This is a genomic window from Marinobacter metalliresistant, from assembly GCF_038098645.1.
GTDB classification, from domain to species: Bacteria; Pseudomonadota; Gammaproteobacteria; order Pseudomonadales; family Oleiphilaceae; genus Marinobacter; species Marinobacter metalliresistant.
The window spans coordinates 954432-980163 of the sequence record NZ_CP101118.1 but is presented as its reverse complement, the minus strand read 5'-3'; the positions used below and the strand labels follow the sequence as shown (position 1 = coordinate 980163).

General features: G+C 59.3%; 21 protein-coding genes. 17 read left to right on the top strand and 4 right to left on the bottom strand.

Translation table 11 applies throughout. The features are described 5' to 3' along the window. Positions 1-368: 368 nt before the first annotated feature. Complete coding sequence (locus NLK58_RS04550; RefSeq protein WP_117617456.1) at positions 369-2516, top strand: methyl-accepting chemotaxis protein; 2148 nt, start codon at positions 369-371, stop codon at positions 2514-2516. Positions 2517-2601: 85 nt separating this feature from the next. Beyond that, positions 2602-3624 carry an FAD:protein FMN transferase gene (locus NLK58_RS04545; protein WP_376788068.1) on the top strand — a complete coding sequence of 341 codons (1023 nt, stop codon included), beginning with the start codon at positions 2602-2604 and terminating at the stop codon, positions 3622-3624. Positions 3625-3641: 17 nt separating this feature from the next. Here the strand turns inward: NLK58_RS04545 and NLK58_RS04540 are convergent, their stop codons facing one another. The 3 genes from NLK58_RS04540 to NLK58_RS04530 are packed head-to-tail and all read right to left on the bottom strand — an operon-like array spanning position 3642 to position 8955. Further along, the gene (locus tag NLK58_RS04540) at positions 3642-5201 is read right to left on the bottom strand and encodes a hypothetical protein (RefSeq protein WP_341582167.1); all 1560 of its coding nucleotides are present in this window, start codon (positions 5199-5201) and stop codon (positions 3642-3644) included. A 12-nt stretch (positions 5202-5213) separates the two neighbouring features. Further along, positions 5214-7682 (bottom strand): LamG domain-containing protein, encoded by a 2469-nt coding sequence (locus tag NLK58_RS04535; RefSeq protein ID WP_341582166.1) that lies wholly within the window; start codon positions 7680-7682, stop codon positions 5214-5216. Positions 7683-7713: 31 nt separating this feature from the next. Beyond that, positions 7714-8955 (bottom strand): hypothetical protein, encoded by a 1242-nt coding sequence (locus NLK58_RS04530; protein WP_341582165.1) that lies wholly within the window; start codon positions 8953-8955, stop codon positions 7714-7716. A gap of 170 nt (positions 8956-9125) precedes the next feature. On the opposite strand from NLK58_RS04530, the gene NLK58_RS04525 reads away from it, so the two are divergent. The 15 genes from NLK58_RS04525 to NLK58_RS04455 all read left to right on the top strand — a co-directional run bounded on the left by NLK58_RS04525 (position 9126) and on the right by NLK58_RS04455 (position 24299). Beyond that, positions 9126-11816, top strand: a complete 2691-nt coding sequence (locus NLK58_RS04525; protein WP_341582164.1) for a hypothetical protein — start codon at positions 9126-9128, stop codon at positions 11814-11816. Between the two features lie 22 nt (positions 11817-11838). Further along, positions 11839-12591, top strand: coding sequence for an SH3 domain-containing protein (locus tag NLK58_RS04520; protein ID WP_341582163.1), 753 nt, complete (start codon positions 11839-11841; stop codon positions 12589-12591). Next, on the top strand, positions 12561-13205 hold the full coding sequence (locus tag NLK58_RS04515) for an outer membrane beta-barrel domain-containing protein (RefSeq protein ID WP_341582162.1): 645 nt from the start codon (positions 12561-12563) through the stop codon (positions 13203-13205). The genes NLK58_RS04520 and NLK58_RS04515 overlap by 31 nt, the downstream gene beginning before the upstream one ends. A gap of 11 nt (positions 13206-13216) precedes the next feature. After that, positions 13217-13720, top strand: a complete 504-nt coding sequence (locus NLK58_RS04510; RefSeq protein WP_376788067.1) for a TlpA family protein disulfide reductase — start codon at positions 13217-13219, stop codon at positions 13718-13720. An 18-nt stretch (positions 13721-13738) separates the two neighbouring features. Next, a complete protein-coding gene (locus NLK58_RS04505; RefSeq protein ID WP_341582160.1) occupies positions 13739-13975 on the top strand; it encodes a DUF4266 domain-containing protein in 237 nt (78 codons plus the stop codon). Beyond that, positions 13962-15122 carry a DUF3570 domain-containing protein gene (locus NLK58_RS04500; protein WP_376788066.1) on the top strand — a complete coding sequence of 387 codons (1161 nt, stop codon included), beginning with the start codon at positions 13962-13964 and terminating at the stop codon, positions 15120-15122. Before NLK58_RS04505 ends, NLK58_RS04500 begins: the two co-directional genes overlap by 14 nt. A gap of 19 nt (positions 15123-15141) precedes the next feature. After that, positions 15142-15690, top strand: a complete 549-nt coding sequence (locus NLK58_RS04495) for an AraC family transcriptional regulator (protein ID WP_341582159.1) — start codon at positions 15142-15144, stop codon at positions 15688-15690. Positions 15691-15707: 17 nt separating this feature from the next. Further along, positions 15708-17645 (top strand): hypothetical protein, encoded by a 1938-nt coding sequence (locus tag NLK58_RS04490; RefSeq protein ID WP_341582768.1) that lies wholly within the window; start codon positions 15708-15710, stop codon positions 17643-17645. Continuing rightward, entirely contained in the window at positions 17638-20523 is a 2886-nt protein-coding gene (locus NLK58_RS04485) for a tetratricopeptide repeat protein (RefSeq protein ID WP_341582158.1), read from the top strand. Before NLK58_RS04490 ends, NLK58_RS04485 begins: the two co-directional genes overlap by 8 nt. Beyond that, the gene (locus NLK58_RS04480; protein WP_341582157.1) at positions 20510-21082 is read left to right on the top strand and encodes a tetratricopeptide repeat protein; all 573 of its coding nucleotides are present in this window, start codon (positions 20510-20512) and stop codon (positions 21080-21082) included. The genes NLK58_RS04485 and NLK58_RS04480 overlap by 14 nt, the downstream gene beginning before the upstream one ends. 15 nt (positions 21083-21097) lie before the next feature. Further along, complete coding sequence (locus tag NLK58_RS04475) at positions 21098-21403, top strand: hypothetical protein (protein WP_341582156.1); 306 nt, start codon at positions 21098-21100, stop codon at positions 21401-21403. A gap of 140 nt (positions 21404-21543) precedes the next feature. Continuing rightward, entirely contained in the window at positions 21544-22251 is a 708-nt protein-coding gene (locus NLK58_RS04470) for a MotA/TolQ/ExbB proton channel family protein (protein ID WP_341582155.1), read from the top strand. A gap of 25 nt (positions 22252-22276) precedes the next feature. Then, on the top strand, positions 22277-22789 hold the full coding sequence (locus tag NLK58_RS04465) for a biopolymer transporter ExbD (RefSeq protein WP_341582154.1): 513 nt from the start codon (positions 22277-22279) through the stop codon (positions 22787-22789). Then, complete coding sequence (locus tag NLK58_RS04460) at positions 22786-23286, top strand: biopolymer transporter ExbD (protein WP_341582153.1); 501 nt, start codon at positions 22786-22788, stop codon at positions 23284-23286. The genes NLK58_RS04465 and NLK58_RS04460 overlap by 4 nt, the downstream gene beginning before the upstream one ends. Positions 23287-23291: 5 nt before the next feature. Further along, positions 23292-24299, top strand: coding sequence for an AgmX/PglI C-terminal domain-containing protein (locus NLK58_RS04455; RefSeq protein WP_341582152.1), 1008 nt, complete (start codon positions 23292-23294; stop codon positions 24297-24299). 19 nt (positions 24300-24318) lie between these two features. Here the strand turns inward: NLK58_RS04455 and NLK58_RS04450 are convergent, their stop codons facing one another. Then, a complete protein-coding gene (locus NLK58_RS04450) occupies positions 24319-25683 on the bottom strand; it encodes a sodium:solute symporter (RefSeq protein WP_341582151.1) in 1365 nt (454 codons plus the stop codon). Positions 25684-25732: the final 49 nt, after the last annotated feature.

Genomic DNA, 25732 nt, shown 5'->3' with positions numbered 1-25732 from the left:
AGTTTCAGCGCTGAGTATGGAGCCAACAATGGGACTAAAGTGGAAATTTAGGTAACAAATTGTAGGTTAGTGACGGGTATCAAGACCACTCCCCGCTTTAAATCTGAGTAGGTTCGTAATCGGGAGCACAAAACGCTCACTTTTGACGTGCACCAATTTGGTATTTTCAGTGCTCAAAAATAAATCAATGCGCACTGTAAGTGGGCATTGTTTTGCATGAACGCTCCTTTGAGATGCCCCAGCTACGAGTGGGGCATGGGGTGCTTTCATAGCCTACAGCGGGCCTGAACTTTGCTAGGGAACTTTTCGGTCTGGTCGCGCGCTGCACCTGAGGCGCGATCAGGAAGTACCGTCTGGAGGAGCATCCCATGACACTGAAAAGCACATCAATGAATCTGACGCCGGCGGAGCGCCGCTGGTTACCCGTGTTCGGGGAGAGCGGGAAACTGGCCATGGGCTGGTCCTGTTTTCTCAACAGGGGCATGTATGCGACCAATGAACAGATTTTCGAGAGTATCGCCAGAACCCGTCGGGATGCGTTGATTGCCTGGGCAGAGCACAAGTGGTCGTTCATGGAGTCAATGGCGAGCCGGGTTTCGGCCGAGAACGAGGCGACAGTCCGGGGCATTATTACGGCATCGGCAGGGCGGCTGCGGGAAATTTCCGAGCTGTTCGTAATTGATAAGGACGGCACCGTTATCGAATCAACCGCCGGGGGCCGGGCAGGCAAGAGCGACCTGCCGCAGGGGGCGGTTGCCGAAGGTATCAGAAACCGGTTTCTTCACGGGCCATATAAAGACCCCGTAACCCTTCGGCTCGGAGCCACGACGTCCCGATTCCACGATTCGGTAACTCTGATGTTCTATCAGCCCCTCACCCTTGCCAACGGAGACCCCGGGGCCCTGTGCGCAAGAATACCCAACGATGTGATGAGTGATCTTATTCAGCGGGAGGCCGGGCACGTCTTCGAGGAATCAGGCGACAACTACCTTTTCATGATTGAGAGTCATTTCGACCGATCCATTCTGCCCGGAACGGCCCTTTCACGCTCTCGATTCGAAGACGCCACTTTCAGCCATGGCGATAATCTGAAAGACGGCATCCGAACCGGTTTTGGCATCGTGGGAGTGCGCGAGCATACCGAGTTTGAAATCCGGTTCACGGACCCTGCCACTGGCGAGCTGCACCCGGGGGTGCGGGAAACCATCGCCAAAGGCGAAAACCTGTATATCAAGTATCCAGGCTATTCCGATTATCGTCATATTCCGGTGATCGGAAAGGGTGTCACTTTTCGCCTGCCCGGTTCTCCCGACCTTTGGGGCATGATGTGCGAGGGTGACCTTGAGGAGGTTTATCGCCGACGGTCCCTGTCCTACCGGCTGTCGATGAGGTTTGCTCTGTTTATAGCTGTACTTTGGGCGACCAGTTTTGCCATGGCGTGGGCGGGTGTGCCGCTCTGGCTTGAGGGGCTGGTCAACGCCGGCGTCGCGTTTTGCCTGGTGTGGTTGTTCAGGATCACTGCAGTGCTCCCCGTCTCAGATAAACTAAGTGCCATGGCGGAGGTTATTCGCAATATTGCCGAGGGCGGCGGTAACCTCAGGCAAAGGATGGACCCATCCCGGATGCGCCGGGATGAAACCGGTGATCTGGCTCGCTGGATCAACAGCTTCATAGACAGTCTTGATGGCATGGTCGGGCAGGTTATCACACTGGCCTCGGAGTCCCGCCAGGCGAGCGATCAACTCATGGAGCAGAACCGGCTCGCTGATCAGAGAATCCGCGACGTTCTGGCGCATATCGACGAGATGCTGCAAGGCGCAAATTGGCAGCAGAATGAAATCCGGAATGCTTCAACTACCGCCCATGAAATGCGCTCCGGAATGGATGAAGTGGTTGAGCGCGCGAGGGCACAGTTTGCCCGCGTGAGTCAGGAAACACAGAGTATTCGGGCGATCATCAACCGCTCGGCAGAGGGAATTCGTGCGGCAAATGACCGGACAGACGAGATAGCAAAAACGGCATCAGTCATAAATGACATTGCAGCACAGACCAACCTTCTGGCTCTGAATGCGGCCATTGAGGCCGCCCGGGCAGGGGAATCCGGGAGAGGATTTGCAGTTGTGGCAGACGAAGTCAGGAAACTGGCAAGCAGAACCGCCCAGGCCACCAGCGAAATCGGGGAGCGTCTTGATCGGGTGCAGGAGGAGACCCGGCGAGCGGTTTTCACCATGGAAGAGGGCATGTCAGAAATGGAAGACCGTCTTCGCAAGGCTGAAGCGGCGGTTGATGACAATTCAGCCCTGCATCACATGGTCGAAAAGCTGTTCAAAGCCATCGACGGTATCGAAGAGACCAATCGACGCCAGAGCTCGCAGACCTCCGGCGTAGCTGAGAGTGCTTCGGTAATGAGGTCTGTAGTCGAGCAGTTGGTGCTGAGTTCCGAGCGCACTCAGGCTTCGGCCAACAAGCTTCAGAGACTGACCGGGCAGTTCCAGGTGTCGGCAGGGATTGCCTGAAAACCGTCATTTGGTTTCCGAACGGGGACTGGATACACTTCTCTCGAAACGGCCGGACAGGCCACCAACGAGCGGAGAGTGTCTGGTGCAGGTAGGGGCAGAGGGTAATCGCACGTTTCTGAAGTCCGGATTCCGGTGCCGGCTTGTCCTGGCAGGACTTATGCTCCTGCCTCTGACCGCCAGCGCCGACTGGTACAGATTCACCGATACCGCCATGACGACCCCCATCGAACTGGAGTTCTGGGCAGACGATAAAGAGCTGGCGGACCGGGTTGGAACAGAAGTGTTGGCGGTTTTTCATCAGGTAGATGAGCAGATGAGCCGCTACCGTGATGACTCGGAAGTTTCCGGGCTCAACCGCAGCGCGGCCAGCGGACCGGTTGCCGTCAGTGCCGGCCTGTTTCAGGTGCTGCAAAAGGCCCGGGAAGTGTCTCTTCTCAGTGACGGCGCGTTTGACATAACGTTTGGTTCCGTTGGTTATCTTTACGACTTCAGGGCCGGGAAAAAACCCACCAACGAACAGATCCGCTCCGGTCTGTCCCGGGTGAATTTCCGGGACGTGATCCTTGATGAGACCGCCGGCACTGTCGAATATGGCCAGCCAGGTATCCGGGTGGATCTTGGCGGCATTGCCAAGGGCTATGCGGTGGATCTCGGGATCGAGCATCTTGTCAGCCACGGGATCCGCCATGCCCGGCTCAGTGCCGGTGGTGATATGCGGCTTCTGGGCGACAAGCGGGGGCGGCCCTGGTACGTGGGCATCCGGGATCCCCGTTCCGAAGGCCGAAATGCCGTGGTTTTGCCACTGCAGGACGTGGCCGTGTCCACATCAGGAGATTACGAGCGCTTTTTCGTGGATGAGGCAGGAGCGCGCGTTCACCACATACTGTCGCCGGCAACCGGTAAATCGGTGCAGGGCGTTCAGAGTGTCACCATCATTGGGGAGAATGCGCTAACCACCGACGGCCTATCAACCGCCGTGTTTGTGTTGGGGCCGGAGAAAGGCCTGGAGATGATTGAACGCCTGCCAGGGATCGACGTGGTGGTTATCGACGACCAGAGGATGATGCATGTCTCTGAGGGGCTCGTTCCACCCGATCCTGAGTAAGGGTGGAGCGAGCCTGATCAGTTCCCGATCATACCGTTCACCACATTGGAGAAGGCAATCAGGCTGTCCTGCATGGTGCTGTTGCCCAGGCCATGGCCGGTAAAGCGGGTGCCGAAATCAGCTTGCTCGCCATGCAGCGCCATGTAATTCAGTAACACGGTTTGCACTAGCTGGTTAACGTTGTTTGCGGCCGGACTGGAGGCGGTTTCCACTGAGGCATCCGAGCGCATGAAGCCGATCTGGTTGCGGATGGCCATTGGCCGGCCCGCCGGGTTATATACCATGAAAAAGGAGGCGGCAGTCTGCTGGTTGTCGCCGGTCCACTCGCCCTTGCCGCGGCCATCCATGGAATCGTCAATCCGGCCATTACTGGACACCGAGCCGTCGCTGAACACATAGAGCATCAGTGGCATGCCCGCCCTTGCCGCGTATTCCAGGCAGGCGCCCATGCAGCGCCCCGCCTGTTCGTCCCGGCGTTCTCCGGTGCCGCGCTCGCCGGTATGGTAGTCATAACCGCCCATGGTGATCGTGCCTGCGCCGGCGTAGCCGTTTAACACCAGTTTCATCACCGACGCGGTCTTTCGGAACTCGCGGTTGCTGTTGAACTCATCACGGCTGAAAATGCCGGTAGGGCCAACAATTTCAAGGTCCAGCTCCGGATTCAGTTCTGCCGGATTACCGAACCGGTCTGCCAGGTCGGCGCTTTTTATGTAGCCGCAGCGGACCAGGTCCTTGACTACATCGTCCGTGGAAATGCCGGTGTTTACCTGGTTCATCTTGGCGTCGCTGATACGCTGGATGGATTCCATCACGGCCACCGCATCCGACTGATCCAGAATGCCGATAAGATCGCCCACGTCCACCAGACCAGTGACATCCGACGGCCGGTCAATCTTGGTGGGGCGAACCTCCGGATTGATCAGGTTCATTGGCGCCAGTGAGTTACCACCGGATTCTGAGCTCTGGGAGCCTACGAGGGAGAGCAGAGAACCGTCGGCGCCGGCCCGATGAATCCCGTACATCGGGTTATGGGGGTTATTGCCGGTATCGTTTTCGGAACGGGCGGCAATGATGGCGCCATTGGTTGCAGCACGGGTGCCCGCACTGGTGCTCTGCAGGATGCCCCGGAGAAAGCCGCTGTCTGAGTGGAATGCGAGACCCAGTTCGTTATTCACAAAGGCGGGATCGTTGGGCAGCATGTCACCAGGCAGTCCGAGCTTGTTGTAGCCGGCGGTGCTCAGGAAGTCCATCTGGCCACCGGATTTACCCATCAACACGTTGGAGCCGGCAATGTTGGCGCCACCGGCCAGGTCAAAGCAGATAAACGGAATCTTGCCGGCGCCCTGAACCGCAATGCCACAGCTTGCCTTCAGCGTTTCCAGGTCGGGTGAAAGCGCGGCAGAGGCCATCCTGGGGTTCCCGAACAGGCTGAACAGCGAGGCACCGAAAACCGTGGCGGACCCGGCCATCAACCCCTGGGCGATAAACTCGCGGCGAGTCCTTGGCCTACCGTGATCATCGTGGAGCAGGGGGCTGCCGTTGGCCAGGGGCTTTTTACGGGATTTGCGTATAAACATGGTCGGCTTCCTCTACTGAACCAGGGTGGTGGCGCTGCCAAGCACGGCGGCACAGCTTGCCTTGACGACGGTTTCGGTGCGGTCGGGCTCACATCCGGCACCACAGAGGGTCAGCTTGTCCATAAGTTTGCCCAATTCTGTCTGAATCTCACTGTCGCTTGGTTGCGAGGCCAGATTGCTGCCCACAAAGCGCGATAGCAGCGGCCCGGTAATCAGGCTTTTGCCACTGGCATCAAACGCGCTGCTGGCTGGTGCTGCAAAATCGAACCCGGGGAACATCTCTTGCCGCAGCTCAGTGTTGGACACCAGGGCGTCGCAATACTGGATTGCCATCTGGGTGACCGCCATCTGGTGGGACGACAGGAAACCCTGGATGGTTTCGACCGTTGGCAGTTGCTGCTTGACGGTGGTGTAAGTCGCGAATACTGCGGGGTTGGTCGTGGCAACGCCTGTCATCCGGGACATGGACTCGTTGATTTCATCGAAGGTCTTCAGACCGATCTGCGACGACGGATCGAGATCGGCAGGCGCCGGCTGAGGCAGCAGCGACGGTTCGGTGCGGGCAAAACTGTTGCCGCCCAACTGGTCGAAGGTCAGGAAGAACTCGTCGTTTTCCGGACCATTTTCAAGCGCGATGATGGTTCCGAGGGGCGACAGTGGCTGGCCGGTGCCAGCTTCGTAGGCGTCGCTGTCGAGAACCACGTTGAGGTTGGCCCAGGCCTGTCCCACTGTGGCTTCCTTACCGTTTATGCCCAGCCGCATGCCCCGGAGCGGAATACCGGAAGGCTCCGCGAAGTCGTCAAGACTGATGAAGAAAGGACTGGTGAACCGGTAAGCGTAGTTGTCGAACTGGCTGACCTCGAAGACGATAAAGCTCTGGGGCACGTCGATCAGATGGGACACCCCGAACAGCAGGTAGAACTTCTGGCCAACGCCAACCTCGAAGTTGGCCCGCACCTGTTCCGGTGTCAGGGCACGGTTATGAATGGCGACCATTCGGATCGCACCCTGCCACGGCGAGTTGCCATCGGTTTCGCTGCCCAGCACCAGGGCAAAGCTGTCATCCCATTCGCTCAGCAGACCACCGTCGTCCGGGTCGATATCGCCGGAGGGTGTTCCGTTAATGAATATCTGGCGACCCGTCGCCGGGGCGTAATTCACCACCACGTGCTGGAGCGTTGCCTGCAGCAGCATGTCGGCGTCCTGGGTAGCGAAGGGTGTGTTCTCGTCACTGGTTGTGCTGCGGTGGAGTACTTCGTAACGCTGAAGTGTCTGGCTCAGCGTGACGTTGCGGGTGGTGGATGAGCCAGAGTAGGTGACGATGCGGGCGTCTTCCTGGGTGATGTTGCCCGGGGCTACCCAGGCCTCGATGCTGTACTCGCCAGAGGCGGTCAGCAGGGTGTGGAGTTTGCGGCTGGCGGTGGTGCTCCCCTGGGCTTTGCCGGCTGGGATCATGAAACCTTGCTCGTTTTCTCCTGCCGGGCCAAGGTCGATACCCCAGCCGCCGACCCAGTCGACGTTTCCGCTCAGGGTCAGATCCAGTGCAGGCGAAACGCCGCTGGTATCAAAGGCGGTCTGGCCTTCGCCGGATTTGAACTCATACAGCGCAATCACGTTGTCTTCATAGCGGCCACCGGAATTCGCCAGTAGTCCGTCTGACGACAGAGTCAGGGCCTTACTGGCAACCATTGTCGGATCAACCGGCTCGCTTTCTTGCAGCCCTGCAAAATCAGAGATTGCCATTTGCATCATGTCCGCTGACATGGCGCAGTCGTCGTCCCAGCATCCATGCAACTCCGTGCGAAGCTTTTCAACAAATCTTGAGGCCGAGGGCGTTCCAAGATTGATCCGGCTTTTTGATTCGCTGTATGCCGTGGATACATCCGGGCTTGCGAAGGGGTAGGGGGCCGGCCCCGAGCCCGCATGACAATCACTGCAATAAGTGGTCAGGAGTGGATAAACAGTTGTTGAGAAATCGGTGCTGTCCGTCGGAAATGCCAGCGTTGCGCCCGGATCCTTTATTGCAGGAGCACGAAGTTCAACGGTTTTAGCCGAACCCTCGGAGCCGCCAGCCCAGTTAGAAATATAAGTGGTAAGGATATCGACACAGGCGGAATTGCTGGTGAGCCAGCAATTATGGCCACCGGCTACCTTGGTCACCAGTTGCGACTGGGAGGGATCGGAAAGATTAACGATGCTGTTGGCCTGGGCGTAGGCAAGGTTGACATCCTGCTGGTTAACAAACGTCGGTGACTGACCGCCCGAACCATGGCAGGCGCCGCATTTGTCCTGGGTAACCAGGTTATCCCAGACACTGCGCTTGAAGTTGGCTACGTCGTCGGTTGCCGGGGCGGGGCCGTTGTAGGTGACAGTACCGGGGTTTGCGGACGTGTTCGGCAGCGGCTCCGTGGACTCGCCGCCGCAGGCCGCAAGCAGCAGGGACGTTGCGATAATCGCGATAGCTGATTTGAGGCAGCTCATTCGGTTTCCTTTTGGCGTTTTCATGGCGTCCTCACTCCCCCATGCAGTACACGGCGGATTCAGCAAATACTTGCTTGAGGTTGTAGCCCTGGCTCGCAAAGCTGGTAGCCATCCTGCTTACCTGGGCGCGGTCTGCGCTGTTCGAGGGTGGTCGCAGGCACACATTCTCAAACACCTTCTTCACCTGGCACTGGGCAAAGGCGTCTGAATAGGCGAATTCCTGGCCCAGGCTTTTCGCGCCGCTGCCGGCGCCCGGCAACGACAGATCCCAGCCCAGACGCCGGTTGGCGCCCTGGCGCCAGTAGTTATCCCAGCTGTCGTCCGGCGTGACATAGCCCTGCTCGAAGGTCGCGGCGTTGATGTGATACTTGGCCTGCACCCTGGACCCGGTTTCAGGGTCCGTTTCGCCAATGGCGTTGTAGACCAACTGGCCCAACTCGCCGTCGGGGTCACTGTCCGGGTTGTATTCGAAGTTGTAATAGGCAAAGGCCTGGGTCATCGGATCCATGCCGCTGTGGCAGCCCACGCAGTTGTTCAGGAAAACCCGGCTGTCGCCTCCGGGACTGCGGGACACATCCTGACGGATACGGTCCGGGGGCAGGCTGACGTCAGCCACCTGCTCCAGGTCGCTGCACATGTGATTGAGCAGTGTGAACCGGAACATGGCGCGGTTGGTGCCGGCACTGAAGAACGCCCGGGCCGAGGCGCGGGAGGTGATAACGCCGGCGGTCGCGGATGCGGGCAATCCGTTCCATGCTGACTGTGTTGATGCTATCAGTTTGTCTTTATCGCTGAGATCCACCCCCGTGGTTTCCATGGCTTCATAGTGATCGTTGTTGCTTCGGGAGTAGGCTGGAAGCCCCAGGCTGTCGGCACCAATGTATAGAACGTCGTCATACAGGACTTTCCGGAAGTCCTGTTCGTCACGCACGAGGCCTATCACGGTTGCAATGTAGTCGTTCAGGGGCACGAACCTTGACATCGCCTCATTGGTCCAGGGCGCCGCGAAGTTCTTCAAGGTTACGGTGTAGAAAGCAGGATCATCCGTTGCCCTGAAGGCCGCATCAAGCGCGTTGCCAGAGGCAATATCGCTGGCCATGTTATCAAGGACGCTGGCGGAGGGAGGGACGCCGGCAATCCGGTCGTGAATCCGCTTGGCCTGTTCCCTGGCTCCGGCCTGGGCGAGGCCTGCCTGTCCAGACATCAGTGCGACGAGAACTGCGGTACTGAAAGCCTTGCTGATCAGGCTTCTGATCCTGTTCCGGGCGGTCATGTCCTTTCCCTCGGTGATCGATAGCATTCGCACATTAGAGCCTTTTGACATTTGTTAAAAGTTTACGGCTTGCTATATCCTCCGTTTTGAGTTGTGGGCCACGTTATTACATTGCGTTACGTAAAAGCCTTGGAGCCTTACGGCAGATCAGACTTAATTTATGTCATGGAATGTCATCCGGAACAGGATCTGTCGAATTGGAAATCAAGCCATCGCTCGAGAAAATACGCCGTCCAGCCGGATTGCTGGCGGGCCTTGGAGCTTTGCTTGGGCTGTCTGGCTGTCTTTCAGGCAGTGACAGCCAGCAGGCGGATCCGGTCGTGGTCGAGAACCCTGTGGCCTATGTCGAGCGGCCCCTGCTGTTTGATGAGAATACCGGTGCCTTGGTGGAGGACAACCTGGCCGACCCCACGGCCTTCCGGCCCGGGGCCAGGCTGTTCCTGAAGGCGAGCGCGGCGGCAGGTGCCGATGCAAGGGACATTGCCTCCCGGGCATTTTCAGGCCCGGAATTCCTGGATGACAACGGCCAGTTGCGATACGACGTGAAGGGCCTCCACGTCTCCCAGGACGGCTCCAGGCTGCTGTTTGCGATGCGCGCCCCCGAAATTGAGGACGCCGATGAAGAGGACCAGCCGACCTGGAACATCTGGGAGTACGATGTCAGCGCCGATTCGCTCCAACGGATCATAGCCTCGGATGTGACCGCCCGGGCCGGTCAGGATGTGGCCCCCGCCTATCTGCCGGACGGGCGAATTGTGTTTTCGTCCACGCGGCAGCGGATATCCAAAGCCGTCCTGCTTGACGAAGGCAAGCCCCAGTACTCCGGGCTGGAGGAAGACGGTGACAGCCCCGCATTTGTTCTGCATGTCATGGACGCCGACGGCCAGAACATCGAGCAGATTACCTTCAACCAGAGCCATGATCTGGACCCCATGGTTGCCGACGACGGCACCATTGTGTTCAGCCGCTGGGACAACGCGGGTCAGACCCGAAATAACGGGTTGAACCTTTATCGTGTAAACCCTGATGGAACCGGACTGGACTACCTCTTTGGTCGCCATTCCCACGACTCGGTGCCAGAGGCAACTGGCATCCAGTATCTGCAACCCCGTAAAACCGACAACGGCAACCTGCTGGTGCAGTTGAGACCCTTTGAAAGTGACGATTACGCGTCGGTACTGGCAGAGGTGGATGTTGAGCAATTCGTGGAGGCCAGCCTGCGCATCGACGGCTCCGAAGGTTCCGGGCAACGATCGCTGGTCCCCGGAGTCGGCCTGGATGGTCAGTTATCGCTGAAAGGCAGTTACGGATCGGTCTCGCCCCTGTTGGATGGCACCAACCGATACCTGGCCAGTTGGACACCCTGCCGTCTGCGCGAAATAGCCACCGACCGGATTGTTAACTGCACAGAAGATCGCCTTCAGTCGGAAGAGTATCAGCCGGCAGAGCCCGTCTATGGCCTCTGGCTTCTGGACGTAACCAGCGAAACCCAGCGGCCGGTTGTTTCCCCGGTTGAAGGTATCCAGTTTGATGAAGCCGTTCTGATGAAGGCCCGGCCCCTTGAAGGCTTCATTCCGGAATCCCAGTTTACCGGCGATGCTGGCGCGCTGGGGGATGACGGCTATGGCGTCCTACATATTCGCAGCGTGTACGATATTGACGGCGTGGATACCACGCCAGCCGGTATTGAGGTGATGGCTGATCCGGTGCAGACGCCACCAAACCAGCGGCCGGCCAGGTTCCTGCGCCTGGAAAAACCCGTGGCCATCCCCGATGACAATGTCCGGGATTTTGACAACAGCGCTTTCGGGCGCAGCCGGGGTCAGTTAATGCGGGAAATTCTCGGTTACGCGCCGGTGGAGCCGGACGGTTCTGTGAAAGTGGCGGTGCCCGCGAACGTGGCCTTCGCCATCAGCGTGCTGGATGAGCAGGGGCGGCGAATCGGTGCCCGGCATCAGAACTGGCTATCAGTGCGCCCCGGCGAGACCCTTGAATGCAAAGGCTGCCATAATCCGAACAACCCGACGCCCCACGGCAGACCGGATGCAGGCCCCGCTTCGGTCTGGGGGGGCGCGACAACCACGGGTATTCCGTTCCTGAATACCGATCCGGCCCTGTTTACCGACATGGGCGAAACCATGGCTGAGGTGTTCGCCCGCATCAACGATATTCGTCGGCCAGCGCCCGATCTGCTCTATGCGGATGAGTGGTCTGGTGACGCGGTGGACCCCAAACCAGAGAGCTTTTCGCTTGCCTACGCCGACCTGCGGACTCCGAAGCCTATTTCGGAAGTCTGTGCGGCCGAGTGGGCACCGAACTGCCGGATTGTGATCAATTACGAACAGCACATTCACCCGCTGTGGGGCGTAAACCGGGAGGTGCTGGACCCGGACACCATGGCCGTGGTGGATGACTACACCTGTACCGGTTGCCATACCAACAGCGATGCCGCCGGCATGCAGCAGGTGCCGGCGGGACAGCTGGACCTCGGCGATGGGCCATCACCGGACGAACCCCTGCACTTCAAGGCATACAGGGAACTGCTTTTCCCCGATAACGAGCAGGAACTGGTGAACGGGGCCCTGGTGGACAGGCAGGTAGATTCCGGTGAAGTGCTCATGGATGAGGAAGGTAATCCGATTCTCGATGCCAACGGAAACGAACAGCCGATCCTGGTAACAGTTCCTGTGCCAGCGTCCATGTCTGTCAACGGCGCCCGTGCCAGTCGCTTTATGGAAATGTTCGCCGAGGGCGGAAGCCACAGGGATTTCCTGACCCGCGCCGAACTCAGACTGATTGCAGAATGGCTGGATATTGGCGGCCAGTATTTCAACAACCCGTTCGATGCCCCGGAAGACTGATCCAAGGACTGACACTCGCGCCATGCCCATTGCCATTCTGATTTTTGTATTGTTTTTGCCCGCCCAGAGCTGGGCCGGCTGGCTGTGGGGGCAGGGCGAGGAAGAGGTGGCGCAGGTGCAGGTGACCGAATCCTTTATCCCCTGGCGAACCGGCCCGGCAACCGGCTATCCGGTCTTTCACAGCAGCGAAAAAGGCGAGTGGCTGACCATCCTTCAACGCAAGACCAGTTGGATCAAGGTGACAGATTCCCGGGGCAGGGAAGGCTGGGTATCCGTTGCCGACATAGCCCGAACCGCGGATGCCACCGGTAATAAGGTGAATCTCCAGGTGCCGGATTTCGAGGCATTCGGTAACCGCCGCGTTGAAGCAGGGTTGATGATGGGTGAGTTCGACGGTGCCTCGGTGACCGCCGGTTATGGCGGTTTCTGGATGACCCGGAACCTGTCTGCGGAGCTCTGGGCCTCCCAGATTCTGGGCAGCGCCTCGGAAATCCGGATGGTCAATGCCAATCTGGTGCATCAGCCGTTTCCGCACTGGCGGGTATCACCCTTTTTCACGCTCGGTGTCGGCCATATCTGGATTGATCCCAAGGCCACCCTGGCTCAACCCGAAGAGCGGAACAACAGCGTCGGCCATGCCGGCCTGGGCGTCAGGGCCTACATCACCGATCGATATTTCATCCGTGCCGAAGTGAAGGACTACAAGGTCTTCACTACCCGCTCCACCAACGAAGAAGCGACAGAATGGAAAATCGGACTAAGCATCTTTTTCTGACACGGCTGTGCCTGTCGGCCATCCTCTGTGCGGCCGCAGCCGCCCAAGCCCAGGATGACCGGCCGCTGATTGAGCCTGATGTAACTCCGGCGCCGGTCACCGAAGCACTGATCGATACTGAAAACTTTGAGATCGGGGCCTTTGTGGGTGTACTGAATATCGAGGACTTTGAATCGTCCCTGGTCTATGGCGGCAAGCTTACCTATTACCTGAGCGAGTCTTTCTTTTTCGAGGCCGGCGTCGGCTTTGCGGAGGGGGGTGAAACCAGCTTCGAGAAACTGGCGGGCAACGTGGAGGTGCTCACCAACAGTGAGCGGGACTACAGCTACTACAACATCAACCTCGGTTACAACGTGCTCCCGGGCGAGGCGTTCCTCACCGAGAACTATGCATTCAACACCAACTTCTACCTGATTGCCGGGGCGGGGGCTACCGATTTTGCTGGCGATACCCGGTTCACCCTGAATGCCGGCGCAGGCTACCAGGTGCTGTTGACGGACAGCGTTTCTGTTCACCTTGGCGTCCGGCAGCATTATTACCGGATTGATGTCCTGGGGGCGGAGAAATCCGCCATCAACACCGAGGTCAGCACCGGCCTGTCCGTCTTTTTCTGAACACAGGAGCAATGGCTATGAGAGCATCCATGAAATCACTTGCAATGGCGGGCATTTTGGCCTGCATCAGCCCACTGGCAAGCGCCGAGGCCATCAACGTGCCGGCGCCGGATTTTACCCTGGAAAGCCGGTCCGGGGAGAACCTGAGGCTGGAGGATTACCGTGGCGAAGTGGTAATGCTGAATTTCTGGGCGTCCTGGTGTGGGCCCTGCCGCCAGGAAATGCCGCTGATGGATGAGCTGTACAGCCAATACAAGGACCTCGGCTTTACCATTCTCGCGGTCAATGTGGATGAGAACCGGGAAGAAGCCCATCGTTTTCTGGACAAGGTTCCTGTGAACTATCCCATTCTTTACGATCCGGAAAGCTCGGTCAGTGAACGCTATGAAGTCCAGGCCATGCCGACGACGGTGATGATTGATCGCGATGGCAATGCCCGTTACATCCATTACGGATACCAGCCGGGCTATGAAGAGGACTATGAACAGCAGATTCGCGAACTGGTGCGCGAGTAACTTTCGGACGGAGCTGTTATGCGTATTTTGTCGATCTTCACTGCTCTGGCTCTCGCGATCACCATGATCACGACGTCTGGCTGCAGTTCGGTGAAGCCCTGGGTAAAGCCCTATGAGCGAGACAACCTGGCGGATCCTGTTATGAGTCTTAGCCGTCATGGCAAGGCAGACTCCTACATGCGCCATGTCTATCAGGCACGGGAATCGGCGCGTGGCGCGGAGGGCGGCTCGGGAGGTGGTTGTGGCTGTAACTGACAGGACCCGGCGCGTACAGATGCTTCTGGCCCTGCCAGCGCTTCTGCTATTGGCCGGCCAACTCTCCGCGGCGACCCTGCCGGTGGACAACGTTGATGTTCTGTACCATCGCTATGATGGCGGTGGCATGGTGATCGACGGCCCTTCGGTATTGGTGCGCAAAGGCGTCGGATCGCAGGTTTCGCTCTCCGGACAGTATTACGTCGATTCGGTATCGGCCGCTTCTGTCGACGTGCTGGCCACTGCCAGTCCCTATAAAGAAGAACGTAATGAGTACACGTTTGGCATTGATTATCTGCACGATAAATCCGTTCTGAGCCTGGGTTTTACCAACAGTACGGAAAACGATTACGAGGCCAATACCGTCTACTTTTCCGTGAGCCAGGAGTTTTTCGGGGGCATGTCCACCGTAACCATGGGTTATGCCAGCGGTTGGGACGAAGTTGGCCGGGTGGGCAACGATTCCTTCAGCGAGGAGGCAGACCGCCGGAATTATCAGCTGGGCCTGAGCCAGGTCGTCACCCGCAACAGCCTGGTTGGTCTGGATCTCGAGGTGGTCACAGATGAAGGCTTCCTGCAGAACCCCTACCGTCAGAACCGCTACCTCGATCCGAATGATTCCACGGCGTTTCTATACCAGCCAGAACGCTACCCGGAAACCCGGACCAGCACGTCTGTTGCAGCGAGGGCCCTTTATTACCTGCCCTACCGGGCCTCTATCCGGGCTGAATACCGTTACTTCTCCGACACCTGGGGTATCAATGCCCACACCATCGAACTGGGGTATGTTCACGGTCTCAACGAGCGGTGGACCCTCGAGAGCTCCATCCGCTACTACACCCAGGGTGAGGCCGATTTTTACAGCGATCTTTTCCCGTTCGAGAACTCCCAGACTCACCTTGCCAGGGACAAGGAGCTGAGTTCGCTCTCCGGGACGACCCTGGCGGCCGGCGCGGTTTACGAGTGGAAGCAGACTTCCCTCCCTGGCATTGATCGTTTGCAGTTCAGCCTTCTGGTGGACTGGCTGAGCTTCGACTATGACAACTTCCGGGATGTCACCGCTGCCGGCAACTATCTCCCGGGTGAAGAGCCTCTCTATTCCTTCGACGCACTGGTAACCCGGGCCTCGTTGATTCTTGAATACTGAATTTGCAGGAAGATTGACCATGGCAACGTTTCTGAATAATCCCTTTCATGTGCTGTTGATAGCATTGATCCTTGCAGGGGCCGGACCGGTCTTCGCCCAGGTTAGTGATGCGGGTAACGAAGACACAGCCGTTGCCGAGCGAGTGGAAGATCTGAAAAAGAAGGTCATTCGCCTGAACCGGGACCTGTTCATCCTCGAAGAAGACCTGCTGTTTCCGGCCAACACCCAGGTTGCCGTCTTTCTCAGTGTCGATACCGGGAAGTTCCTGAAACTGGACGCCGTAAAACTGAAGGTCGACGACGAGATTGTTGCCTCACATCTTTATACGAAGCGTCAGGTCACTGCCCTTGAGCGCGGCGGTATGCAGCGTCTTTACGTGGGTAACCTGAAAACGGGAGCGCATCAGATCACGGCATTTATCGAGGGCATCGGACCGGATCAGCGGCCCTACAAGCAGGCCGCGTCGCTGGAATTTGGAAAGGGCACAGGTACAGCCGCCCTGGAGATCCGGGTTGAAGATCGCTCATCCAACTATCAGCCCTCCGTGTCCATCGTCGAGTGGGAGTAAGCCGCGTCGTGGGATTGATGGGAAACAAGTCGTTTCGGGGACGTCCGCTACTTTTCACGGGTGCTTTGCTGTGGCTGACGATTGGTGCTTCGGCGCAGGCTGAGGAGGCGCTACCCGAACGGGCCAGAGACCTGCGATACGGATGGGCGCTCTATGACTACCATCAGGGAAACGCCTTTGAGGCTCTGACCCAACTGGCTGTTGCCCGCGAACAAGGTGGCATCCAGGGCCATGGCGATCACCCGGCGCTGGTGGAGGGCGGACTCATGTTGTCCTGGGGCATGACCCGCGAGGCTAGCCGGTTGTTCTCGCGGCTGCTGGGCGAAGACGGCGAAGGCAGCAAACTGTCTCCCGATGTCCGCAATCAGGCCTGGTTCTACCTGGGTAAGGCCTTCTACCTGGAAGGCGAGCATACGCTGGCCCATGAGAATCTGGAGCACGTGGATGGCGAAATTCTGGCCGACGCCAACTATGACCTGTTCCGGGAATGGATCTACCTGCGTGCCCGGCTGGCCATGATTTCGCCCCGATTCGGTGATGAATCTGAACTGATGTCTCTCAAGGAACCGTTGGAGGCAACCGATATCTGGTCCCTCTACCTCCAGTACAACTCGGCGGTTTCCGCGCTGGATGCCGGTGACGGCGCCGCTGCAGAGGCGGACTTGAAGGAACTGATCGCCATCCTTGATCAAACCAGCAATTCCGCCGAGCCAGATGCCGAGCGCCAGGGCCTGCTTGACCGGGCTCGTCTGTCACTTGCCCGGCTGCATCTTCGTGATAACCGCTTCGACGAGGCCCTGAAGGTTCTGGGCGCCATGCCGCTGGATGGGGTCTTCGCCGATCAGGCGCTCTTTGACTACGCCGTGGCCGCCGCGGGGCAGGGCCGGCCTGAACGGGCTCTCGATGCCCTTGAATCCCTGTCTGGCCGGGAGTTGTTTCTGCCCTGGCGGCAGCAGGTTCCCTTCGCCCGAGCCTATGTTCTGGAGCAAATGGGGGTGCCGGATAGGGCCTTGCCAGCCTTTAAGCGGGCAGCCGACCACTATGAGGCCCGGATCTCGGAGCTCAGCGGCCTCCGCAACCGGCTCAGTGAAGAGAGCCTGATGGCCCGGCTCAATATCCGTCGTGACGGCGACGGGATGCTCACGGACCCCTACGGCCGGCTCCGCGTCGAGCCAGTCGACTTCGGTCTGGCGGAAGTGCTGGCCACGGAGGCGTTCCAGCAGGCCCTGGGCGAACTGAACGAGCTGTATCGGATGCAATCCTTCATTGCCGAGCGACAGTCCCGGTTCGAATCGTTCAGAACCATGCTGGATACCCGGGAGCAGCAGCGCCAGATCCGTATTACGCAAACCCGGCAGGCTCTGGAGGAGCAGCAGGCGGACCCGTGGCGTCAATTGCATCGAGCGTTCCGGGACAATGTCTCAACTGCGCTGGCAGAGGAAGATGCCGGTTTCTTTATGACCACGGAGCAGAAAGTACTCAGGGACAAGTTGGACGAGGTTGAGAAAACACTGGCCGAACTGCCAGACGATGAAACCACAGCCAGCCAGCGTGAAACCTATCAAAGAATGCGAGCCTACTTCGACTGGTGGATCGCGGATGACTATGGTGTGAACCGTTGGGCGGCGCAAAAGCAGTTGCGGGAACTGGACCGGGAGATGGAGCGCTTTCAGGCTCAGCGACAACGGGTTGAAACCCTGATGGCCGAAGACACCCGCCATGCGGATCTGGCGCGGCGTATCGCCGTCAGTGAATGGGAACTTGCGGCTCTTGGGGAAGAGGTATCCGAGGCATTGGGACATGCCCGGAAAATCCTCTTGGACCAGGTGGACAGGATGCTTGCCACCCAGCAGGAAGAGCTCAATGGCTACCTGGTGGCTTCCCGCCATGCCCAGGCCCGGTTGGCGGACCAGCTCTTCCGTGCGTCTCCCAGTGCAGGTGCCGGTGATGAGTAGTCGGACGCTTGTGACGATGGTTAAGGGAATGGTCATTGCGGGCATGCTTGTCCTGGCCAGTGGCTGCCAGATGCTGCAGTCGATGATGCCCGGGGGAAGCGAACAAATGCCCCAGGTCCGGGAGGGAACCCTGGCGGCGCTTCCGGCAATTGACACCCGGGCTGGCAATGAAGGAACCGCGGATGAAGCCAGCCTGACCGGTGGTGTCTCCATCGAAACCGTGATGGACAGTTACAAGGCGCTCCTGCCCCTCGTTGACGATCCCCGGAAACAGGTCACCATCCGGCATCGCCTGGCCGACCTGGAGTTCCAGCGGGCGGAGCGGAAAATGGCGGATGCCGCCGTGGATGAGCTCTCCGGTGCCATTGATGCCTACCAGCGCCTCCTGTCGGAACATCCGGATCGCGATGGCAATGATCAGATATACTATCAGCTTGCGAGAGCCTGGGAACTACGTGGGGCAACACCACAACAGCTGGAAGCACTGAACACCCTGGTGCGCCGCTATCCGGATTCTGAATACTGGATTGAGGCCCAGTTCCGTCGGGCGGACCTGTTGTTTATCGATGGCCGCTACCCCGAGGCGGAGCAGGCCTTTGACCAGGTCACCCTGGCCAGCCAGGCACGCATGGCCGACGTCTCGTTTCTGGTGAACGCGCATTACATGAAAGGCTGGAGCCTGTTCAAGCAGGCGGATTATCAGCAAGCGCTGTTCAGCTACCTGGAAGTGCTGGACCTGGTCATGCCGGCGGGGCAGCCGGTGGAGGATATCGATCATCGTAACCGGACCCTGATTGAGGACCTGTTTCGGGTGGTGGGACTGTCCCTGTCCTATCTTGACGGCGCTGAAACCCTGCAGGCGCTGTTTCGCCAGACTGGGGGGCGTCCTTACGAGATCCTGGTCTACGACCGTTACAGTGAGCTGCTGCTGGAAAGGGAGCAGTACAGTGATGCGATCGATGTATTCGAAGCCTATATAGAAGATCACCCCACAAGCCCCTGGGCACCGCGCTACCACATACGAATCCTGGAAACCCTCGAGCTTGCCGGCTTTGCCCGTACCATTCCAGAGCGCAAAGCCGGGTTTGTCAGTCTTTACGGAATCTACAGTGATTACTGGCGGTCGGCAGGTCCGGACGCCATTGGCTTTATCGAGCAACAGCTGGAACAGCTGTTGCCGGAGCTGGCGGACCGTCACTACCTGCTAGCGGGGCAAGCCACGGATGGCCCGCAGGCGGACAGCCATTACCGGAAAGCTGCCAATTACTACGCGGAATTTGCCGCTACCTTCCCGGATCACCCCCGCACGCCGGAGCGTCTGTTCCTGCTGGGTGAAACCTACCTGGAACTGGAGGACTGGCCTGCTGCTATTGCTACCTTTGAACGGGTTGCCTATGACTACCCAGCCGATACGTTGCCGGAGCGCGCCCCGGAGGCGGGTTATGCCTCAGTGCTGGCATTCCGGGAATACGCCAGCACCTGGGCTGCCGAGCGCGGGTCCGAGCGGATGGCCTATCAGGAGCTGCAGCAGTTGAACCGTCTGCGTTTTGCCAATGCGTTTCCCGGCGACCCCCGGGCGCCGGGCGTGTACTACCTTGCGCTGCAACGGGAATTCGACCAGCAAAACTGGGAAGAGACCGTTGCCATGGCGGCTCGCCTTGTTGCCTGGCAGCCGGCACCCTCGGCGGAACTGACAACAGAAGCCCTGCTGTTATCCGGCCACGGCTTGTCTGAACTGGCCCGATACGGCGAGGCGGAACAGGCCTATCGTGATGCCCTGGCGGTCATGGGTGAAGACGATGAACGCAGGGGCAGCGTGCGTGAAAACCTGGCGGCAGCGGTTTACCGGCAGGCCGAACAGTTGGCGGATGCGGGCAAGGTTGAGGCCGCTGTCAGCGAGTTCCTGAGGGTGGGCGCAGAGGTTCCCGAATCGATGTTACGGGCGAATGCGGAATACGATGCGGCCTCCCTGCTGATCACTGCCAATCTCTGGGATCAGGCCATCAGTGTCCTGAACGGCTTCCGGAGTGTCTTTCCGAACCATGAGCTGATAGACACCGTACCGGCAAAGCTGGCGCTGGCCTATCGTGAAACGGGGCAATGGGAGCGTGCCGCAGATGAACTCCAGCGCATGGTTGCCCTGGCCAGTACGCCGGAGGAGCGTCGGGAAAACCTGTTGATTGCTGCCGAACTCTATGATCAGGCCGGGAACCGCGGCAAAGCCATCGGCACCTGGCGTACCTACGCCAACGCCCATCCCGAGCCCGCGGATGTCTATATGGAGGCGGCAAACCGGCTGTCCGGGCTTTACCAGGCTGAAGGTGACTCCGGGAAACGGGATTACTGGCTGCGCAAGCAGATGGAAACCGTGGACCGGAACCCGGAAGCGGCGGACGACCGCATGCGCTACCTGGCCGCTTCAGCGTCCGCGACCCTTGCCCGTGATGCCCTTGCAAGATACGACAGCATCCGCCTGACGCTGCCGCTGAACGAGAGCATGACGGCGAAAACCAATGCGCTCGAAAGGGCGGTAACGGCTTACCAGAAAACCGCCGGCTATGGCCTGTCGTCATTTGCCACTGAGGCGGGTTACCAGATTGCACACATATATGGGCGTCTTGGCGCGGATCTGATGGACTCGGAGCGGCCCACCGGGCTGAGCGAACTGGAGCTGGCCCAGTATGAGCTTCTGCTTGAAGAGCAGGCCTATCCATTCGAGGACAACGCCATCGATATCCACGAGCAGAATATCCGGCGCGCCCGGGAGGGCATATTCGATGACTGGGTCAGGCGCAGCTACGAGGCCCTGAAGGACCTGTTGCCGGGTCGCTACCGGAAGAAAGAACTGACTGCGGGGGTTGTCAATGAACTGGATTAGGGCATACGGAATCGGTCTGCTGACCGTGCTCGCGATCTCCGGGTGTGTGACGGCCCCGCCAGCGCCCGAGCCTGAGGGCCAGGCTTCAAACCAGGCTGTGCTGGAAGCTTCGTTCCGGGAAGCGGTTCAGGCCATGGCGCAGGGCGACCTGGCCGAGGCCCAGGCGCGTTTCGGGCAATTGGCCCGGGAGTACCCGGAGAGAGCCGGGCCCATGGCCAACCTCGGAATCATTGCGTTCCGGGAAGGGGAAACCGAGACCGCGAAGCGTTGGTTTGAGCGGGTTCTGGCCGTGAATCCGCGGCATGTCCAGGCGTTGAATCACCTCGGCGTTATCGCCCGGAACGCCGGAGAGTTCGGCGATGCGGAGCAGTATTACCGGGAGGCGTTGGCCGCGGATCAGGATTACGCCCCGGCGATCCTCAATCTGGCCTTCCTGCTGGATATCTACCTGGGCAAACCCGCCGAGGCTGTGGAGCTCTATGAGCGCTATCAATTCGCCGCCAGTGAGCCTCACCCGAGACTGGAAGACTGGATCTTCGATGCGAAAAACAGAATCTGATGTGGAAGAGGCGATATGAAACATTCCGCGTTGACGCTCATGCTGGCTTCGGCTCTCCTGGCTGGCAACTCAGTAGTTCAGGCCCAGGACTCGTCGGGTGTGGTTACCATTGAAGGCGCACGCATTCGTGGCGATCAGGAGGTACCCACGGTGATGTACCTGGTGCCCTGGCAGCCGCCGGAAATGGCGGAGTTGCGGGCGCCGGAGGAACGTCTGATGGTTGATCAGGGGCCGCGGCCGCTGGAGCGTTACGAATTCCAGCGCTTCATTCAGTACCACGAGGCGTTCAAGAAACAGGCTCAACCGGCAGCCGGGGAGTAAAAATGTGACTTCCCTCACGCTCATAGTGTGCCCGCGCACAAGATTAAACAAACCCTCACACAGACTTTCGCGAACTTACCCTCTCATGGGCAGGTCGCGCATAGACTGACCTGAAAACCGGACCATGGAGTGCCCAGAAAATGATCGATACCGCCGTTCGCTTCTTCCAGGAAGGTGGCTTTTTTATGTTTCCGATTGCCGTTGTGCTGATCATCGGTCTCATTGTTGCCATTGAACGTTACGTTTACCTCTCCGCCCAGAAACTGACCAACCGCCGGGACTTCAATCGCCTGCATCAGATGATTGCCAGGCGCGACCTGAAGGGCGCCCTCAATTACACCCAGGAGTCCGGCAGTGCCATGTCGACCATGATCGGATTTGGCCTTCAGCGCCTGGCTCGCCGCCAGGGTCGCGAGGAGATCGAGTACGCCATGGAAGAGGGCCTGCTGGATGTCATGCCGCGGCTGGAAAAACGCACCCAGTACCTGGCCACACTGGCCAATATCGCGACCCTGCTGGGTCTGCTCGGGACCATCATCGGCCTGATTGCAGCGTTCACCGCCGTGGCCGCGGCGGATCCGGCCCAGAAGGCAAGCCTGTTGTCGCAGAGTATCTCGGTGGCCATGAACACCACCGCCTTCGGCCTGATGTCGGCCATTCCCATGCTGCTGGTCCATTCCCTGCTGCAGACCAAGACCAATGAAATTGTCGACAGCTTCGAGATGGCCGGCATCAAGGTGCTTAACCTGCTCAGTGACGGCTCCGGCAACAAGTCCGCTGCTCAAGCCCAGGCCCAGAATGCCGCAGCGCCAGCCCAGGTGGCGACACCGGCCGGTAGCCCGGCCTGATAACCAGCCAGAAGGATGCCAGGCCATGAGACGGAAGCATCGTCGCCTGCAAAGTGAGGCCGATCTCGACATCACGCCGTTCATGAACCTCATGATTGTGCTGGTGCCGGTACTGTTGCTCAATATGGTGTTTGCCCACACCAGCGTGCTGGAACTGAACTTCCCGACCGGTGAGAGCCTGTCGGCGGAACAGGCCGAGGAACTGCAGATTCAGGTCGTGATCTACGATGGTCAGTTGGTGGTTGCCGATAACCAGGGCGGAGTCATAAAGACTATTCCCCGCCGAGAGGGCGAATATGATTTCGTGCTGCTTAAAGATGTCATGAAGGAAATCAAGAGTCGGGTTCCGGACAAGAAGGATGTGATCATCATGCCATCCCGCGAGACGTCCTATCAGTCTCTGGTCTCGGTGATGGATACGGTCCGCTCCTATGAAGCGGTGGTGGCCGGCAGCGTTGTGGAAGCCGAGCTGTTCCCCGAGATCTCACTGGGTGATGCACCGGTTCAGGCCACGGGATCGGCGGAGGTGAGTTCATGAAAGAATCCGCCAGGGCCCGTCGTCTCAAACGCCACTACCGGCGCAACAAGAGCCAGGGAAAGATGAACCTGGTCTCGCTGATGGATATCTTCACCATCCTGGTGTTCTTCCTGATGGTGAACTCCTCGTCCGACGTTCAGGTACTCAATCAGAACAATACCATCAAGTTGCCGGATTCCACCGCTCAGCAACCGCCAGGTGATGTGCTGGCGCTGACCGTGACCGACAGGGATATCCTGGTAAACGGTCGGCTGGTGGTCAAACGGGACGCTTTCCAGATCTTTGAAGGGCAAGTGGAGCCGTCCCTGAAACAGGAACTGGACTATCAGGCCGGCCGTTCATCGGCACCGGCGCCGGAGGCGGGCCGCCCCATTACTATCCTTGCGGACCGGGAGTTGCCTTACGAGCTGCTCAAGAAAATCATGTCCACCTGCGTGGACGCCGGTTATGCCAGCATTTCCCTGGCGGTTAATCAGCGCACGGAACAGGGGGCCTGATCACTATGGATTACCGGTATGGATTGCCCTGGAACCAGGAACGCGGTGAACGTAAACGGCTACTGGCGGCCGCAGTCGTGGTGGTGCCATTGTTCCTGGCTTTCGCGGGTTACGTCAGCTGGATAGAATTGCCCGAGCGCGACCGGCAGGAACAGGAAGCCTTGCCGCCCCAGTTGGCCAAACTGATCATCGAGAAAAAGGAGCCGCCAAAACCGGTGCTGCCGGAGCCTGAGCCGCCGAAGCCCGAGGAAAAGAAGCCCGAGGAAAAGCCGGTAGAGCAGGCGAAACCTGAGCCCGAACCCGAGCCGGTCCCTGAACCGGTCGTGCCGGAACCGCAACCGCAACCGGAACCCGAACCGCAGGTTGCCGAAAAGCCAGAGCCAAAGCCGGAAGAGGTGGCCAAAGCCCGCGAAAAGGCAAAGAACACCGGCATCCTGGCCATGGGTAACGAACTTGCAAAGCTCAGCTCCCTGGCCGAGTCGGTCAAGCTGGATGGCCCGGTCGCCAATACCGCAGAGCCTATTACCCGTAAAACCGGTGATACGCTGGCGTCCCGCGCTACCGCAAACACCAGGAGCAGCGGTGTGAATGAGGAAGCGCTGAACCGGGAGGCCCGTCAGGTTGCCCTGGCCGAACGTCAGCGCGCCGAAGTTGCGGAAGCAGAAAGGATTGCAGCCGCAAAAGAGACTGCACGCAGGGAGCAGCAGGAAACGGCCGCCAGAACCCGGAGCAAGGAAGAATTGCGCCGCACCATGGACGCCAACAAATCAGCGATCTACAGCATTTACAACCGGGAGTTGCGCCGGAAACCTTCCCTCCAGGGAAGCATCACGCCTGAACTGGTTATTGAGCCGAATGGAGCAGTGTCGAGCTGCTCGGTGGTGGAGTCCACGCTTAATGAGCCGGCGCTCGAGAGCAAGATCTGTAACCGTTTGAGGCTGGTGGATTTTGGAGCCCGGCCCGGGGTCGACCAGACCAGGATCCGGTACCCGATTGAACTGCTGTCCAGCTGAAAAGCCGGACAGCACTCTCTCAACGTTTCGGGGTCGTAGCTGCGACCACGAGACTAACCACTCCGGAGCCCGCAAGGGCACCAACAAACGGCATCAGTGTTGGGATGCTGCCGGGGAAGCTGGCGGCTTCCAGGCCGGCCATAAAGCTGCCTCCGGCAATCCAACCCGGCAGAATGGCGCCAAGAAGCCCCGCCAGACAGCCCAGAATCGCCGCTCGCGTGGTCATTCTGCTCCAAAGCCCCATCAGTACAGGCAACACCGCCGTGGCGCACAGCAGGTCGGCGATCAGGAACAGCCGGAGCACCGAGATCCCCTGCAGTGCCACCAGAACCACCGGAATCATCAGCAGCACGGTGAACCATCGGGCACTGACAATGGAAAGCCCCTGTTTCTCGGTAACAGCCAGGGACGCCAGGGCATTTTGCAGTGTATCCACCGACGAGGCGACCAGGGTGATCGCCAGAATAAGTGCTGGCAATGACAGCCAGGCCGGGGCATCGGCCAGCAAAGCAAAGAAGGGAATCGGCGGATTACCAAGGTCGGCGCCGCTCATGGCCGCCAATATCCTAAGCCCGCCAACCACAGCGACCACGCCGATGGTGACCACGCCGCCGAGCAGCGCCCCCCGGCTCAGGGCGTCGGTATCCCGGGCTGACCACAACCTTTGCCAGTAGCCCTGGTGGAACAGGTTGGCGGCGGTCACCGCTATCACCAGGGTCAGCGCCACGCTCAGGGCAGCGGAGGTCGGGATGTCCGGGAGCGCCGCCGGAGCCGCTTCCGGGAGTTTGCCGATAGCAACGAAACTGACAATGGCCAGCAGGGCGATCAACAACAGGGCCTGCCACTGATCAGTGACGATGCTTGCGCGAAGGCCACCGACTGCGGTGTAAATCAGTGTGGTTATCGCAACACCCACCACCACAATACCGCCATTGATGCCGGACAGGAGTGAGGTGATCGCACCAATGGCGGTCAGCTCGGCGGTCAGGAAACAGAGCATGTACAGCACGGAGATCAGGGAAACGTAATGGCGGACTCCGTTGCCGTAACAGGCGTGGGCGAACTCACCAATGCTGCGGCCCTGGGGCAGGAAATGACGGATGGCGGGCCCGCAGAAGGCGAACACGATAAACGGCAGGGCGGCGCCAAGGGCATAGCCCGCCAGTGCCAGAGGGCCGACCAACGCTCCTACCTCCGGCGGCGCGAACAGGATCCATCCCCCCATGCCGGAAGCGAGGAAAGAAAGCCCGAGGGCTCTGGCTCCCTGGCTGTTCCGTGCGGTCACGTAATCGTCCAGGCCGCCGTCAGCGAGACGAGCTCTGAGCCCGAGCCAGGCAAACAGGATCATGGCGGCTGCAATCGCCACGAGGGTAGTATAAAACATCAGGTGGTTCTCCGCCGGTCATCCAGCGGGCCATAGTGCCACACTGGCG

Bases quoted from the DNA above. Each gene is read 5' to 3' on its own strand.
- NLK58_RS04550 (WP_117617456.1), top strand. From the start codon at position 369: ATGACACTGAAAAGCACATCAATGAATCTGACGCCGGCGGAGCGCCGC.
- NLK58_RS04540 (WP_341582167.1), bottom strand. From the start codon at position 5,201: ATGTTTATACGCAAATCCCGTAAAAAGCCCCTGGCCAACGGCAGCCCC.
- NLK58_RS04535 (WP_341582166.1), bottom strand. From the start codon at position 7,682: ATGAGCTGCCTCAAATCAGCTATCGCGATTATCGCAACGTCCCTGCTG.
- NLK58_RS04530 (WP_341582165.1), bottom strand. From the start codon at position 8,955: ATGACCGCCCGGAACAGGATCAGAAGCCTGATCAGCAAGGCTTTCAGT.
- NLK58_RS04525 (WP_341582164.1), top strand. From the start codon at position 9,126: ATGTCATCCGGAACAGGATCTGTCGAATTGGAAATCAAGCCATCGCTC.
- NLK58_RS04520 (WP_341582163.1), top strand. From the start codon at position 11,839: ATGCCCATTGCCATTCTGATTTTTGTATTGTTTTTGCCCGCCCAGAGC.
- NLK58_RS04515 (WP_341582162.1), top strand. From the start codon at position 12,561: ATGGAAAATCGGACTAAGCATCTTTTTCTGACACGGCTGTGCCTGTCG.
- NLK58_RS04510 (WP_376788067.1), top strand. From the start codon at position 13,217: ATGGCTATGAGAGCATCCATGAAATCACTTGCAATGGCGGGCATTTTG.
- NLK58_RS04505 (WP_341582160.1), top strand. From the start codon at position 13,739: ATGCGTATTTTGTCGATCTTCACTGCTCTGGCTCTCGCGATCACCATG.
- NLK58_RS04495 (WP_341582159.1), top strand. From the start codon at position 15,142: ATGGCAACGTTTCTGAATAATCCCTTTCATGTGCTGTTGATAGCATTG.
- NLK58_RS04490 (WP_341582768.1), top strand. From the start codon at position 15,708: ATGGGAAACAAGTCGTTTCGGGGACGTCCGCTACTTTTCACGGGTGCT.
- NLK58_RS04485 (WP_341582158.1), top strand. From the start codon at position 17,638: ATGAGTAGTCGGACGCTTGTGACGATGGTTAAGGGAATGGTCATTGCG.
- NLK58_RS04480 (WP_341582157.1), top strand. From the start codon at position 20,510: ATGAACTGGATTAGGGCATACGGAATCGGTCTGCTGACCGTGCTCGCG.
- NLK58_RS04475 (WP_341582156.1), top strand. From the start codon at position 21,098: ATGAAACATTCCGCGTTGACGCTCATGCTGGCTTCGGCTCTCCTGGCT.
- NLK58_RS04470 (WP_341582155.1), top strand. From the start codon at position 21,544: ATGATCGATACCGCCGTTCGCTTCTTCCAGGAAGGTGGCTTTTTTATG.
- NLK58_RS04465 (WP_341582154.1), top strand. From the start codon at position 22,277: ATGAGACGGAAGCATCGTCGCCTGCAAAGTGAGGCCGATCTCGACATC.
- NLK58_RS04460 (WP_341582153.1), top strand. From the start codon at position 22,786: ATGAAAGAATCCGCCAGGGCCCGTCGTCTCAAACGCCACTACCGGCGC.
- NLK58_RS04455 (WP_341582152.1), top strand. From the start codon at position 23,292: ATGGATTACCGGTATGGATTGCCCTGGAACCAGGAACGCGGTGAACGT.
- NLK58_RS04450 (WP_341582151.1), bottom strand. From the start codon at position 25,683: ATGTTTTATACTACCCTCGTGGCGATTGCAGCCGCCATGATCCTGTTT.